Origin of the sequence: Kocuria sp. CPCC 205263 (assembly GCF_040981075.1) — a bacterium.
GTDB lineage: Bacteria > Actinomycetota > Actinomycetes > Actinomycetales > Micrococcaceae > Kocuria > Kocuria rosea.
The window spans coordinates 110,537-123,959 of the sequence record NZ_JAVKPV010000006.1 but is presented as its reverse complement, the minus strand read 5'-3'; the positions used below and the strand labels follow the sequence as shown (position 1 = coordinate 123,959).

Genomic DNA, 13,423 nt, shown 5'->3' with positions numbered 1-13,423 from the left:
GGTCCTCGGAAGCCCCGTCCTCCGCGCCCCGTCCCTGCGCCCTGAGAGGTGCCGCGGCGGCGCTCAGCCGGCCAGCGGGTGCGCCAGCTCGTCCTCGCGCATCCGCCCGGCCCACAGGGCCACCAGCCCCAGCGCCGGGGTCAGCAGGGCCACGGTCCAGAAGATCACCGGCAGGGGCACCACCTGGGCCACGGGTCCCGCGACCGCCATCGACACCGGCATGAGGGCGATCGAGACGAAGAAGTCGAGGCTCGAGACCCGCCCCAGCATGTGGCGCGGGACCCGGCGCTGCAGGAGCGTGCCCCACAGCACCATGCCCGCGCCGTCCCCGGCGCCCACGAAGGCCAGGCACAGCGCCATGACCCAGAACGAGTCGGTGGTCGCGACGAGACCGAAGGGCAGCGTCCCGAACCCCCACAGCACGATCATCCAGGTCAGGTAGCGCCGCGGCAGGGGCAGCGACGCGACCACCAGGGAGGCCACCGCGCTGGCCCCGCCGTAGCACGCCAGCAGGTAGCCGAACGTGGAGGCGTCCCCGCCCAGCCGGTCCCGGACCAGGAACGGGACGAGGACCTCCAGGGGGCCCAGCAGCAGGAAGACCGCGAGCACCGCCCACAGCAGGGTCCACAGCAGCCACGGGGTCCGCACCGTGTAGCTCACGCCCTCCATGAGGTCCTGCCGCACGGACCGGAGGGCGCCCACCGCCTCCCGCGGCGGGGACGGATCCCCCGCGCCCGGCACCGGGGCGGGCACCACGGCTGCCGCCGCCGGGACCGGCATCGCGGTGGGGTCCCCGGTCGGCCCCGCGACCGGTTCCGTGTCCGCGCCGGGGTCGTGGCCGGGCACGTGCAGGCGCAGCAGCAGCACGAGCGCGGCGGCGTGGCAGAGCGCGATCAGGGCGAGCGCGCCGCCGGGGGCGACCAGCCCGATGAGCAGACCCGCCACGGCCGGTCCCGCCGCCTGCTGCAGCAGCGGGCGCGCCGTGCCCTCCACCCCGTTGGCCGCGAGCAGCTGCCGGGCGGGCAGGATCCGGGGCAGCGAGGCCGAGTAGGCCGGATAGAAGAAGCCGAGACCCGCGCCGAACACGAACGCCGCCGCGGCGAGGTGCCCCATGCGCAGCCCGTCCGCGAGGGCGAGGACGGCGACCGCCCCCGCCGTCAGGAGGTTGGCGGTCTCGACGAGGCGCAGCACCCGGGCCAGGGGGAAGCGGTCGGCCGCGATCCCGCCCACGAGCACGAAGACGAGCATGCCGAGCGCGCCCACCGCCGTCACGGCCGAGAGGTCCACGGCCGTGCCGTCCAGCTGCAGGACCTGGTGCACGAGGGCCACCGCCCACATCCCGGCGCCGAAGACGCTGCTGAACATCGCGAAGGCGAGCACACGGTACCGGCCGAGCCGGAACGGCTCCAGCGCGCGGGGCAGGGGCATGCCCCCAGTGTCCCCCCGCGCGGGCCCCGGCGCACGGGCCGGTGCGGTGGTGGAGGCCGCGGATCCGTAGGACACTGGAGCGGTGCAGACCTTCCTCCCGTACCCGGACTTCGCCCGCTCGGCCCGCGTCCTCGACCGCAAGCGGCTCGGCAAGCAGCGGGTGGAGACCCTGCAGGTGCTGCGCGCGGCCACCGTACCGGGCTACGGGTGGTACCGCCACCCGGCCACGGCGATGTGGGCCGGGCACGTGCCCGCCCTGGTGGCCTACGGCCGCGCGATGGTCGACGAGTGGACGGCCCGCGGCGGGGCCGACAGCACGGGGTGGCAGATCCGCGAGTTCGCCCCCGAGGCCTGGGACCGCGCTCCCGACGACGACGTGGCGCCGCCGCCGCCCTGGCTGGGCGACGAGGCGTTCCACCGCTCGCACCGGTCGAACCTGCTGCGCAAGGACGAGGAGCTCTACCGCGCGGTCTTCCCCGGCGACCCCGCCGGCCTGGACTACGTGTGGCCCGTGCCCGCGGAGGGCCGCACGCCACCCGCCGAGCCGCCGCCCGGCCGGCGGGCGTGGGTCCTGGCGCCGGGCGCGCACGAGGCGGCGGGCGGCGCCGTCGTCGTGCCCTTCCGCGTCCCGGACGGCGTGCGGGAGAGCCACTGGGTGCAGGCGGTGGCCCGCATCGAGGAGGAGCTGCGGGAGGGTGAGCCGGTGCTGCTGCTGCACGGGCCGCCCGGCCCGGAGCAGGTCGTGGAGCGGACGGTGCTGGGCGAGAACGTGCACCACGCCGTCGGCGGGTTCTCCCTCGAGCTCGAGCGCGGGGACCGGGTGCTGCGCCGCGACCTGCCCGCACCCGCCCGGCTGCAGTCTCCCCGCCCCGTCTTCGCGGTCCCCGCCGAGGCCGTCGGCGCGGATCCGGGCGTCCCGCGGGTTTAATCCGGCGTCACGCCCGCCCCGTGCACCAAACCGTGGGTAGCATGTCACCCACCGGCGCCCGGCGCGCCCGACCCCAGGAGGCGCGCATGCGAGCATCCCACGTCCCCACCACGGGCACCGTCACGGTCACCGACTGGCCCGATCCGCACGCCCGGGAACCCGGTCAGCTGGTGGTGCGCATGCTGCACGCCTCGATCTGCGGATCCGACCTGCACGCGGCCTTCCACGGGCTGCTCCACGCGGAGGGCCCGCGCCGTCCCGGCTACCCCGGCCACGAAGGGGTCGGCGTGGTGGTCGAGTCCCGCTCGGAGCGCGTCCCGGAGGGCACCCTGGTGCTGACGGTCCCCCAGGGCGAGATGGGCGGGTGCTTCGCGGAGCTCCAGCTGCTGGACGACCTGCACGTCGTGGAGCTGCCCGCCGGCACGGACCCGGACGACTCCCTGCAGCTGCGGCGGCTCATGATGGCCCAGCAGTACGGCACGTGCCTCTACGCCATGCGCCAGTTCTGGCCCGTGGAGACGCCTGCCCGCCGGGCGCACACGTGCGTGGTGATGGGCGCGGGGTCCGCCGGGCTGTTCTTCGTGGAGGAGGCCCGCCGACTGGGCTTCGCGCACGTCGTCGCCTCCGACCTGGACGCAGGCAGGCTCGACGTCGCCCGCCGGCTGGGCGCCGTCCCCGTGCGGGTGCCGGAGGAGGACCTCGCCGCGGCCGTGGCCGAGGTCACCGGGGGCCGCGGCGCCGACCTCGTCATCGAGGCCGTGGGGCACGACGTGCTGCGCGACCAGGCCGTCGAGCTCGCCGCCGACCGGGGCATCGTCGGCTTCTTCGGCCTGCCGGAGCGGCACGGGCACACCGAGGTCCCGCTGTGGACGGCATTCCGCAAGAACCTGCGGTTGCAGTGCTCCGTGGCGGCGCAGGCCGAGCCGGGACTGACGTCCTTCCGCGAGGCCCTGCGGCGGATCTCCGAGGGCGAGATCGATGTGGAGCACTGTCTCGGGCCCGAGTTCCCCCTCGAGCGGATCGCGGAGGCCATGCAGCGGGCCGAGGAGCACCGGCCCGGGGACATCAAGCTGACGATCACCCCGTGACCACCCCACCCCGCTCCGTCGCCGGGTCCCCGGCCGGCGACCGTCCCGGGGCGGCGGCCCCCGCGCTGCCGTCCGTCACCGCCACGACCGGGAGCTCGCTCGCCGTGCAGGTGATGGCCGCGGTGCGCCGGGCGATCACGGCGGGCGAGATGGAGCCCGGGCGCCTCTACTCGGTGCAGCAGCTGGCCTCCGCCATGGACGTCTCCCGCAGCCCCGTGCGGGAGGGCCTGCTGCGGCTGGGCGAGGCCGGGCTGATCCGGTTCCACCGCAACCGCGGCTTCGAGATCGTCGAGGTCAGTCCCGACGACGTCGCCGAGATCTTCGCGGTGCGCACCGCCCTGGAGGTCCCGGCCGCCCGCCGGGCCGCCCGTCTCGCGGCGCCCGAGGAGCTGGACCGGATCCGGGCCCAGTGGGAGGCGCTGCACGAGGCGGCCCGGAGCGGGGACGTCGAGGCCACCGCCGAGGCGGACGAGGGACTGCACCGGGCGCTGCTGCTCGTCGCCGGCAACGCCCAGGCCGTCCAGCTCGTGGAGCGGCTGCGCACCACCACGTCCTTCCTGGGCGTCGTCGCCGCCACGTCGCGGCGGCCCGTCGGGGAGCTCGCGCGCGAGCACGACGCGCTGGTCCGGGCCGTGCTCGCCCGGGACGAGGCGGTGGCGGCACGCGCCATGCGCGAGCACCTCTCCTCCACCGCACAGCGGCTCGTCGCCCAGGCGCTGCGCGCCCAGCGCACGCCCGAGGAGCGCCTCGAGGAGCTCACCGCGCAGGTCTGGGCCGCCGCCGCCGCCGGGTACTGAGAGCCCGGCGGGTGAGCCGCCGGAGGCCGGGGGACCCGGGCCGGCGGCCCGGGACCCCCGGGCGCGGAGCAGTCGAATGCCCCGGTCCGCCGACGGACCGGGGCATTCCGCACGGCTGCCCGGGGGTGCATCCGTACTGGTCGGAGCGGGGTCGGGGGGCTCCCGCCGACCAGGGAGACGCTAGGCGGCCTGCGTGACGGTGCCGCCAACGGAAGGTGAACGCGAGGTGCTCAGCCATCGTCGTCCCCGCCCTCCCGCGGGAGACGCACCTGGAAGCGGCACCGGCCCTCCGGGTCCTCGCCCGCGCCGATCGTCCCCCCGTGGGCCGCGACGATCTCCCGGCTGATGGCCAGGCCCAGCCCGGATCCGCCCGTGTCCCGGGTCCGGGAATCGTCGAGCCGCACGAACCGCTCGAAGACCCGTTCCCGGTCCTCCGGCGCGATGCGGTCGCCGTCGTTGACCACGGTCACGACCGCCTCGTCCCCCTCGGCCACCAGGGAGACGGCGATCCAGGCATCCGCGTGCCGCTCCGCGTTGGAGAGCAGGTTGCGGACCACCTGCTGGAGCCGGCTGGCGTCCCCCCGGACCCGCACGGGCTCCACGTGCACGCGCACCTCGTGCCGCGAGGCCGGCCGCATCCGGGCGATCTCCTCCCGGACCACCTCGTCGAGGTCGGTGTCCGCGGTGCGCAGCCGCAGCCCGGCGTCGTCGACCTTGGCGAGGGTCAGGAGGTCCTCCACGAGCTGGCCCATGCGGCGGGACTGGGACCTGAGGACGGGGGCAAGCTCGGACCACGTCGCCCCGGACGGATCGGAGGCGGCCACCTCGATCGTGGTGGTGAGGGTGGCGAGCGGGCTGCGGAGCTCGTGGGAGGCGTCCGCCACGAACCGCCGCTGCGCCCGGTCGGAGGCCTGCAGCCGGTCCAGCATCCCGTTCATGGTCTCGGCGAGCGCCGCGATCTCGTCCCGGGTGGGGGGCACGTCGACCCGCTCCCCCAGGCGGGCCGTGCCGATGCGCCGGACCTGTCCGGTGATGCGGCGCACCGGGGCCAGGGAGCGGCCGACCAGGAACCACATGAGCGCGGCCCCGAGCAGCGCCAGCACCGGCCCGCCGACCAGCAGGAACAGGGACACGGTCTGGAGGGTGCCCTGCTGCAGCGCCATGGGCACGGCCACGGTGAGGGTCAGGGGCACGCCGTTGATGTACATGCCGTGAGCGACATACACGTGGTTGTCGGTCCTGAGCTCGGGCCCGTCCCCGTTCGCCGCGGAGTCGAAGGACCGCCCCGGCTCCAGGACCGGCACGGACAGGTCCGTGCCCAGCGCGCTGGCGGGGGACGCGGCCACCACCTGCCCGTCGGCGTCCTGGAGCTGCACGATGACCCCCGGGCGGCCGAGCCGCAGCATCAGCTCGCCGAGCCCGGCCTGCGTGAACACGGCCGTCTCCCCCGCCGAGCCCTCGGCGCTGCGCGGGCCCCATGGGAGCCCCAGGTCCTGGAGGATCTCCGTCTGCCGGGCCACGGCCTGGTCGTGGGCGGCCCCCACGGCCGCGCGGCTGAGGACCTCGAGCAGCACGGCGCCGGCCACGGCCATCACCAGGAGGATGAGCAGCGCCGCGGCGGCCGTGCTGCGCTCCCGCACCCCCCACCGGTCGAGGAGCCCCCTCCTGGCGGAGGTCACGACGCCGGCGTCCCGGGCTCGTCCGGGGCCAGCCGGTAGCCCATGCCGCGGACCGTCTGCAGGGTGGAGAGGCCGAAGGGCGCGTCGATCTTCTTCCGGAGATAGCCCACGTAGACCTCGACGATGTTCTCGGAGCCCTCGAAGCCGGCGTCCCAGGCGTTGTCCATGATCTCCAGCTTCGAGACGACCTTCTCCGCGTTCTGCATCAGGTACTGGAGGATGACGTACTCCTTCGCGGTGAGCTCGAGCGCCGTCCCCCGGCGGGTCACCGTCCGGCGGACGGGGTCGAGCTGCAGGGACCCGACCGTGAGCACCACGGGCCGCTCGGGCGCCCCCCGGCGGATGAGGGCGCGCAGCCGCGCCACGAGCACGAGGAAGCTGAAGGGCTTGGTGAGGTAGTCGTCGGCGCCGAGGTCGAAGGCGTCGGTCTGGTCGTACTCGCCGTCCTTGGCGGTGAGCATCAGGACGGGGACCCAGTTCTCCGCGGCGCGCAGCTCCTCGAGCACCGCGTAGCCGTTCCTGCCGGGCAGCATCAGGTCCAGGACCACGACGTCGTAGGGGTTCTCGCCGGCCAGCCACCCCCCGGTGATGCCGTCGTGGGCGACGTCGACGACGAAGCCCTCGTTCGTGAGCCCGCGGCGCAGCGACTCCGCGAGGTCCACCTCGTCCTCCACCAGCAGCACGCGCACGCGTCCTCCCGTTCTCCTCCGTGGGCGCGGCGGGATCCGCACCCCTCCAGTCTTCCGCACGCCGCCTGAGGATCCGATGAGGACGGCGTCCCGGCCCGCACGGTCGTGCCCCTTCTCCCCAACCGGTGCACAACGTTGTCCACAGGTGTGGAGAACTGTGTGCACAGCTCGCTCTCCACAGCGTTATTAACAGCTGTGGAAGCCGCCCTGGCCCTGTCCACACCGTTGCTCACAGGTGTGGAATTCCACCGGTGTAACTTGTTGACAGGTGGGGACAACCCCTGTGGAGAACACGGTCGTCCGCCGGCGCGCGAGTGCTCGGGGGTGGGTGCCGGCCGGTGTCACCGGCGGCCGCCGGCACCCCGGCGCCGACGGGTGACGGCCGTGTAGCCGAAGGCGACGAGGGCTCCCGTGACGAGTCCGCCGAGGTGCGCCTGCCAGGCGATGCCGGGGAAGAGGAAGCCGAAGACGACGTTCACGCCGATCAGCACCGCGATGGGCGTGATGGACTGCCCCAGGTGGCGCTGCAGCACGAACAGGGCGCCGAACAGGCCGAAGACGCCCCCGGACGCGCCGACCACGAGGCTGAGCGGGTGCGACAGGAGCAGGACGCCCACGGATCCGCCCAGGACGGAGAGCAGGAACAGCAGCAGGAACCGGCTGCGGCCCAGCGCAGGCTCGAGCATCCGCCCGAACAGGTAGAGCATGTACATGTTCAGGATCAGGTGCAGCGGACTGGACATCGAGTGCAGGAAGCCGCTCGTGAGCATCCGCCACGGCTCGGACGTCGTGGTCACGGGGGCGTAGGCGAACATCTGCAGCAGGCTCACGCCCGCCGCCTGCACGAGCCACTGCAGCGCGTAGACCACCGCGTTGACGCCGACGAGCCACCAGGTGACGAGCATCGGGGAGCCCTGGGCCGCGCGGCCGCCGAGGCTCGTGCGGACGGCGGGGCGCGAGCGCGTCGCCTCCTGCACGCAGTCGACGCAGTGGACGCCCACCGCGGCCGTGCGCTGGCACTCCGGGCACGTCGGCCGGCCGCACCGCTGGCACCGCACGTACGCCGGCCGGTCGGGGTGGCGCGGGCACACCGGGATGTCTCCCCCGGTGGACGCGCCGTACTGCGGTCGCTCGCCGCTCACTGGGACTCCTCCTGGGCCGGTTCGCTGCGGGCCCGGTTCGCTGGACGGGATGGACGGGGTGGGACGGAACGGCAACGGCGCAGGCCCGTCCGGATCGCTCCGGACGGGCCTGCGCCGTTGGTCCCCGTCCCGGCGGTGCCGGGACGGGGAGACTGCTCGGATCTAGAGCTGCTCGATGTCGATCGAGGTGACCACGCAGTCCTCGACCGGGCGGTCCATGCCGCCGGTGCGGACGCTGTTCAGCTCGTCCACGACCTTCCGCGACGCGTCGTCGGCCACCTCGCCGAAGATGGTGTGCTTGCCCTGCAGCCAGGTGGTGGGAGCGGTGGTGATGAAGAACTGGGACCCGTTGGTGCCCTTGCCGTTGCGCTTGCCGGCGTTGGCCATCGCCAGGATGTAGGGCGCGTTGAAGTCGAGCTCGGGGTGGATCTCGTCGTCGAACTCGTAGCCCGGGCCGCCGATGCCCTGGCCCAGGGGGTCCCCGCCCTGGATCATGAAGTCCTTGATGATGCGGTGGAAGACCACGTCCTTGTAGAGGGGACCGGTCTGCTTCTCACCGGTGCGCGGGTCGCTCCACTCCTGGGTGCCGTCCGAGAGGCCGATGAAGTTCTTGACGGTCTTCGGGGCGTGGTTGCCGAACAGGTTCACGACGATGTCGCCGTGGTTCGTGTGGATGGTCGCCTTGGCAGTGGGGATGGCAGAAGTCATGCGCCCATTCTTGCACGGCCCCCGGAGGCCCTTGCCGGTGGGGTCGCGGGGTTCAGCGCACAGTGAAAAGGCCCGGGATTGCGCGGCGCACCCTCCTGCCCCGACGGCTCTGCCCGTATGCTGACAGTGGATTGTCACGACCCGAGGAGGGATGGATTCATGAGCTTCAAGAAGTCCAAGAGCGAGAAGAAGGCCGTCGCGGCGCAGAAGGACGCGGAGAACAGGGTCCTGGACGCCGGCAAGTGGGCGTCCAAGGAGATCGGTGACCTCGCGCCCCGGCTGCAGCACAGCGTCGAGGCGGGCGCCGCGGCCCTCGCCGGGGGCGTCGCGACCGCCGGCCCCAAGGTCCAGGAGGGTCTGGGCCGCGCCCACGATCTCTCCGGCTCGGCCAAGCTGAAGGCTGCCGCGGTGACCGCCCCGGTCGCGGCGAAGGCCGCGAAGACCGCCGGCCCCGTGGCCGCGAAGGCCGCGGACCGGGCCTCCGAGAGCCGCGCCGCGATGCAGGCGAAGTACGCCGGTGCCGCCGCCCTGCTCGCGGGCAAGTTCGCCGACGCGGACACCCCCGAGCAGCTCGAGGCGATCGTCGCGAAGCTGACCGGTGACAAGAAGGCCGTGGCCAACGCGAAGAAGGCCGCCTCGAAGGTCGCCAAGGACTACGCCAAGCAGCAGAAGAAGGCCGAGAAGTCCCACAAGGGCCTCCTGCTGCTGGGCCTGCTCGTGGCCGGCGGTGCGGCCGGCGTGGCCGCCTGGAAGGCGTCGCGCCCGGTCGAGGACCCCTGGAAGACCCCGGCGGCCACGTCCCCGCGCGTGACCGCCTCCCCGGTGGCCCAGCAGTCCACCGTGGCTGCCGGCACCGGTGTGCAGGTCGACGACGTCAAGGACGCGACCACCCCGGCCGGTCAGTCCGGTGGTGTCTCGGACGCCGCCGCCGAGGTCAAGGACAGCGCCAAGACCGTCGGTGAGGACGCCAAGACCACGATCCACGAGGTCAAGGAGCAGATCCAGGGCAAGAAGAACGAGAACGAGGCCTGATCCCCGCCCGTTCGGGCAGAGGCCCCCGCTCCCTGTCGGGAGCGGGGGCCTCTGCCGTTGCGGCGGCGCGCGGTGATGCGCCCGACAACGAGAAGATCCCGACCGAGCATCTGCTCGATCGGGATCCGGTGTGGTGGAGGCGAGGGGACTCGAACCCCTAACCCTCTGCTTGCAAAGCAGATGCGCTACCAGTTGCGCCACGCCCCCGTGGTGTCCGGGCTACTCCACCTCGTCGGTGGCGTCCGCCCAGGCGTTCCTGTCGGCGTCGGCCTCCCGCAGCTTGGTGAGCACGGCGACCGATGCGCCGACCAGGGCGAGAGCCGCAGCCATTTTCCTGTTCACGCCTGCCTCCTGACCTGCGGAAAAGGGAAACCGTGGGCGTACCAGGAATTGAACCTGGGACCTCTTCGTTATCAGCGAAGCGCTCTAACCGTCTGAGCTATACGCCCTCTCACGGCCCTTGCGGACCGAGAAGAAACGATACCGGAGTTGCCGACCCGTGCCAAATCGCCCCGGCCGGGCCGGAGTCCCCGGAACCGCGCCGGATCAGTCGTCCGTGAGGGTGAGCCCGATCCCGCCCACGAGGGCCGCCGCGATGTTGTACAGCAGGGCGGCGAGCACCGACAGGGCGGTCAGCAGGATGACGTTGACCACGGAGACGATGGTCGCGAAGATCGCGATCTGCCCCAGGGACAGGAAGTCCTTGATGTTCAGGGCTCCGCCCGCGCCGCCCAGCATCCCGAGCAGCTCGTTGATCCCGTCGAACAGGCCCGTGAGGTCCAGGACGATCCACAGCACGACCGCGGCGACCACGGTGATGATCCCCAGCGCGACCGACAGCAGGAACGCGAGCTTGAGCACCGACCAGGTGTCCACCTTCGAGACGACGAGCCGCGCCCGGCGCACCCGCGGCCGCGGGGCCGGGCGGACCAGGCCCTTCGTCGAGCTCGCGGGCCGGGCGCTCTTCGCCGGGCCGGAGCCGGACCGGGCGGTGCTCGACTTCGCGGGACCCGAGCCTGACTTCGCCGGCTTCGGCGCGGTCCGGGCGCTCGTCGAGGGCCTCGCCGTCCCGGACGGCGACCCGTTCCCGGGGCGGGGTGCGGACGCCAGGGGGGAGCGTCCGGACCTGCCGGCGGTGTTGGAGCCGGAACTCGAGCTCATGCGTTACCTCCGTTGTTGTTCGGGTCCAACGCTACTTCATCGTCCGTCGTGTCCCCGGAACCGGGGACCGGACCGAGCTCGTCGGCCTCTGCGTCGGCCTCGCCTGCGTCCAGGACGTCGGCCGTCTCCATCGTCTCCTCGAGCTGGACGTCGACCTCGGCCACGGCCTCGGCGTCGACCTCCTCGGCGATCTCCCGGTCGGCGTTGCGGGCCACCCCGGTGATCGTGTCGCCCTGGGCGGGCTTCGCGAAGATCACGCCCATCGTGTCGCGGCCCTTGGCCGGGACCTCGGAGGCGCCGGTGCGCACGACCTTGCCGGACTCCATGACCACGAGGACCTCGTCCTCCTCGCCCACGATGATCCCGCCGACCAGCCGGCCGCGCTGCTCCGCGAGCTTCGCCACCTTGATGCCGATGCCGCCGCGGCCCTGCACCCGGTACTCCTCCACCTTGGTGCGCTTGGCGTAGCCGCCCTCGGTGACCACGAAGACGTAGGCGTCGTCGGTGACCACGTTGGCGGAGAGCAGCTCGTCGCCGTCGCGGAACTTCATGCCGGTGACCCCGGAGGTCGCCCGCCCCATGGGACGCAGCACCTCGTCGCTCGCGGTGAAGCGCAGGGACATCCCGTTGCGGGAGACCAGGAGCAGGTCGTCCTGCGCGGACGCCAGCTGGGCCGAGACGAGCTCGTCGTCGTCGCGCAGGTTGATCGCGATCACCCCGGCCGTGCGGTTGGTGTCGTAGTCCATCAGCCGGGACTTCTTGATCAGGCCCCTGCGGGTGGCGAGCACCAGGTACGGGGCGTCGCTGTACGAGCGCAGCTCCATGACCTGGGCGATCCGCTCCCCCGGCTGGAAGGCCATCAGGTTCGCCACGTGCTGGCCCTTGGCGTCTCGGCCCGCCTCCAGCAGCTCGTACGCCTTGGTGCGGTAGACCCGGCCCAGGTTCGTGAAGAACAGGATCCAGTTGTGGGTGGTGGTGACGAAGAAGTGCTCCACGACGTCGTCCCCGCGCAGCTGCGCGCCCTTCACGCCCTTGCCGCCGCGCCGCTGGGAGCGGTACTGGTCGGAGCGCGTGCGCTTGACGTATCCGCCGCGGGTGATGGTCACGACCATCTCCTCCTCGGGGATCAGGTCCTCCATCGACATGTCGCCGTCGTAGCCGTACATGATCTCGGAGCGGCGGTCGTCGCCGTAGCGGCCCACGATCTCGTCGAGCTCCGAGGAGATGATGCCGCGCTGGCGCTCCTCCGAGGCGATGATCTCGGTGTACTCGGCGATGAGCCGCTCGAGCTCCGCGTGCCGGTCCTGGATCTTCTGCCGCTCGAGGGCCGCGAGCCGGCGCAGCTGCATGTTGAGGATGGCCTGCGCCTGGTCCTCGTCGATCTGCAGCAGCTCCATGAGCCCGCTGCGGGCGTCGTCGGCCGTCGGGGAGCGGCGGATGAGCGCGATGACCTCGTCGAGGGCGTCGAGTGCCTTGAGCAGGCCCCGCAGGATGTGGGCCTCCGCCTCGGCCTGCCGCAGGCGGTACTCGGTGCGGCGGACGATGACGTCCATCTGGTGGGTGACCCAGTGCCGGATGAACGCGTCGAGGCTCAGCGTGCGGGGCACCCCGTCCACGAGCGCGAGCATGTTGGCGGAGAAGTTGTCCTGCAGCTGCGTGTGCTTGTAGAGGTTGTTGAGCACCACCTTGGCCACGGCGTCGCGCTTGAGCACGATCACCAGCCGCTGGCCGGTGCGCCCGGAGGTCTCGTCCCGGATGTCGGCGATGCCGGTGATGCGGCCGTCCTTGACGAGGTCCGCGATCTTCATCGCGAGGTTGTCCGGGTTCGCCTGGTAGGGCAGCTCGGTGACCACCAGGCAGGTGCGGTTGTGGATCTCCTCGACGCTGACCACGGCGCGCATGGAGATGGAGCCGCGGCCGGTGCGGTAGGCGTCCTCGATGCCCTTGTGGCCGAGGATCTGCGCGCCGGTCGGGAAGTCCGGGCCCTTGATCCGCTGCAGCAGCTCCTCGAGCAGCGTCTCGTTGGAGACGTCCGGGTGCTGGAGGTACCACTGCACGCCGTCCGCGACCTCGCGCAGGTTGTGCGGCGGGATGTTGGTGGCCATGCCCACGGCGATGCCGGACGAGCCGTTGACCAGCAGGTTGGGGAACCGGGACGGCAGCACCGACGGCTCCTGGTTCTTGCCGTCGTAGTTGTCCTGGAAGTCGACGGTCTCCTCGTGGATGTCCCTGACCATCTCCATGGCGATGGGCGCCATCTTGGTCTCGGTGTACCGCGGGGCGGCCGCGCCGTCGTTGCCCGGGGAGCCGAAGTTGCCCTGCCCCAGGGCGAGCGGATAGCGCATCACCCAGCCCTGGATCAGCCGCACGAGGGCGTCGTAGATCGCGGAGTCGCCGTGCGGGTGGTACTGGCCCATGACCTCGCCCACCACGCGGGCGCACTTGTTGAAGGAGCGGTCGGGGCGGTAGCCGCCGTCGTACATCGCGTACAGCACGCGCCGGTGCACCGGCTTGAGCCCGTCCCGGACGTCCGGCAGGGCGCGGCCCACGATGACGGCCATCGCGTAGTCGAGGTAGGACCGCTGCATCTCGGTCTGCAGGTCCACCTGCTCCACGCGGTCGGTCAGCACGGGGGTGTGCTCGAGGTCGCCGGCGAGGCCGGCGTCCTCCGGGGTCGGTCCGTCCTGGGTCTCGTCACTCATGCGGTCTTTCCGTTCTGTCTGCTCGTCCTCGTGGTCCTGCGCAGGTCCCGCCCCCGGTCATTGCATGCC

Annotated in this window: 12 protein-coding genes and 2 tRNA genes; 4 read left to right on the top strand and 10 right to left on the bottom strand. The window is 72.7% G+C overall.

The window, feature by feature from the left end; all coding sequences use genetic code 11:
- Positions 1-63: 63 nt before the first annotated feature.
- Positions 64-1,428: an MFS transporter gene (locus RF647_RS11255; protein ID WP_368811764.1), complete on the bottom strand. Its 1,365-nt coding sequence runs from the start codon at positions 1,426-1,428 to the stop codon at positions 64-66.
- A gap of 82 nt (positions 1,429-1,510) precedes the next feature.
- On the opposite strand from RF647_RS11255, the gene RF647_RS11250 reads away from it, so the two are divergent.
- From RF647_RS11250 to RF647_RS11240, 3 genes are all read left to right on the top strand, one after another.
- Positions 1,511-2,356, top strand: coding sequence for an MSMEG_6728 family protein (locus RF647_RS11250; protein ID WP_368811763.1), 846 nt, complete (start codon positions 1,511-1,513; stop codon positions 2,354-2,356).
- 86 nt (positions 2,357-2,442) lie between these two features.
- Positions 2,443-3,444: a zinc-binding dehydrogenase gene (locus tag RF647_RS11245; protein ID WP_368811762.1), complete on the top strand. Its 1,002-nt coding sequence runs from the start codon at positions 2,443-2,445 to the stop codon at positions 3,442-3,444.
- Positions 3,441-4,241 carry a GntR family transcriptional regulator gene (locus RF647_RS11240; RefSeq protein ID WP_368811761.1) on the top strand — a complete coding sequence of 267 codons (801 nt, stop codon included), beginning with the start codon at positions 3,441-3,443 and terminating at the stop codon, positions 4,239-4,241. Before RF647_RS11245 ends, RF647_RS11240 begins: the two co-directional genes overlap by 4 nt.
- Before the next feature lie 230 nt (positions 4,242-4,471).
- Here the strand turns inward: RF647_RS11240 and RF647_RS11235 are convergent, their stop codons facing one another.
- The 4 genes from RF647_RS11235 to RF647_RS11220 form a co-directional block, all read right to left on the bottom strand.
- The gene (locus tag RF647_RS11235) at positions 4,472-5,920 is read right to left on the bottom strand and encodes an ATP-binding protein (RefSeq protein WP_368811760.1); all 1,449 of its coding nucleotides are present in this window, start codon (positions 5,918-5,920) and stop codon (positions 4,472-4,474) included.
- The gene (locus tag RF647_RS11230) at positions 5,917-6,609 is read right to left on the bottom strand and encodes a response regulator transcription factor (protein WP_368811759.1); all 693 of its coding nucleotides are present in this window, start codon (positions 6,607-6,609) and stop codon (positions 5,917-5,919) included. The genes RF647_RS11235 and RF647_RS11230 overlap by 4 nt, the downstream gene beginning before the upstream one ends.
- Positions 6,610-6,950: 341 nt before the next feature.
- Positions 6,951-7,751: a rhomboid family intramembrane serine protease gene (locus RF647_RS11225; RefSeq protein WP_368811758.1), complete on the bottom strand. Its 801-nt coding sequence runs from the start codon at positions 7,749-7,751 to the stop codon at positions 6,951-6,953.
- A 162-nt stretch (positions 7,752-7,913) separates the two neighbouring features.
- Positions 7,914-8,459: a peptidylprolyl isomerase gene (locus RF647_RS11220; RefSeq protein ID WP_368811757.1), complete on the bottom strand. Its 546-nt coding sequence runs from the start codon at positions 8,457-8,459 to the stop codon at positions 7,914-7,916.
- Positions 8,460-8,618: 159 nt separating this feature from the next.
- Between RF647_RS11220 and RF647_RS11215 the strand changes: the two genes are divergently transcribed.
- Positions 8,619-9,491 carry a hypothetical protein gene (locus tag RF647_RS11215; protein ID WP_368811756.1) on the top strand — a complete coding sequence of 291 codons (873 nt, stop codon included), beginning with the start codon at positions 8,619-8,621 and terminating at the stop codon, positions 9,489-9,491.
- A 131-nt stretch (positions 9,492-9,622) separates the two neighbouring features.
- On the opposite strand, the gene RF647_RS11210 is transcribed toward RF647_RS11215, so the two are convergent.
- The 5 genes from RF647_RS11210 to gyrA form a co-directional block, all read right to left on the bottom strand.
- Positions 9,623-9,698 (bottom strand) — tRNA-Ala (locus tag RF647_RS11210).
- Between the two features lie 12 nt (positions 9,699-9,710).
- Positions 9,711-9,833 carry a hypothetical protein gene (locus RF647_RS11205; RefSeq protein ID WP_255219369.1) on the bottom strand — a complete coding sequence of 41 codons (123 nt, stop codon included), beginning with the start codon at positions 9,831-9,833 and terminating at the stop codon, positions 9,711-9,713.
- Between the two features lie 33 nt (positions 9,834-9,866).
- Positions 9,867-9,940, bottom strand: a tRNA-Ile gene (locus tag RF647_RS11200).
- Between the two features lie 97 nt (positions 9,941-10,037).
- A complete protein-coding gene (locus RF647_RS11195; RefSeq protein WP_368811755.1) occupies positions 10,038-10,652 on the bottom strand; it encodes a DUF3566 domain-containing protein in 615 nt (204 codons plus the stop codon).
- Entirely contained in the window at positions 10,649-13,354 is a 2,706-nt protein-coding gene (gyrA, locus tag RF647_RS11190) for a DNA gyrase subunit A (RefSeq protein WP_368811754.1), read from the bottom strand. Before gyrA ends, RF647_RS11195 begins: the two co-directional genes overlap by 4 nt.
- Positions 13,355-13,423: the final 69 nt, after the last annotated feature.

Coding starts and splice junctions, on each gene's coding strand:
- RF647_RS11255 (WP_368811764.1), bottom strand. CDS start 1,428: ATGCCCCTGCCCCGCGCGCTGGAGCCGTTCCGGCTCGGCCGGTACCGT.
- RF647_RS11245 (WP_368811762.1), top strand. CDS start 2,443: ATGCGAGCATCCCACGTCCCCACCACGGGCACCGTCACGGTCACCGAC.
- RF647_RS11220 (WP_368811757.1), bottom strand. CDS start 8,459: ATGACTTCTGCCATCCCCACTGCCAAGGCGACCATCCACACGAACCAC.
- RF647_RS11215 (WP_368811756.1), top strand. CDS start 8,619: ATGAGCTTCAAGAAGTCCAAGAGCGAGAAGAAGGCCGTCGCGGCGCAG.
- RF647_RS11195 (WP_368811755.1), bottom strand. CDS start 10,652: ATGAGCTCGAGTTCCGGCTCCAACACCGCCGGCAGGTCCGGACGCTCC.
- gyrA (WP_368811754.1), bottom strand. CDS start 13,354: ATGAGTGACGAGACCCAGGACGGACCGACCCCGGAGGACGCCGGCCTC.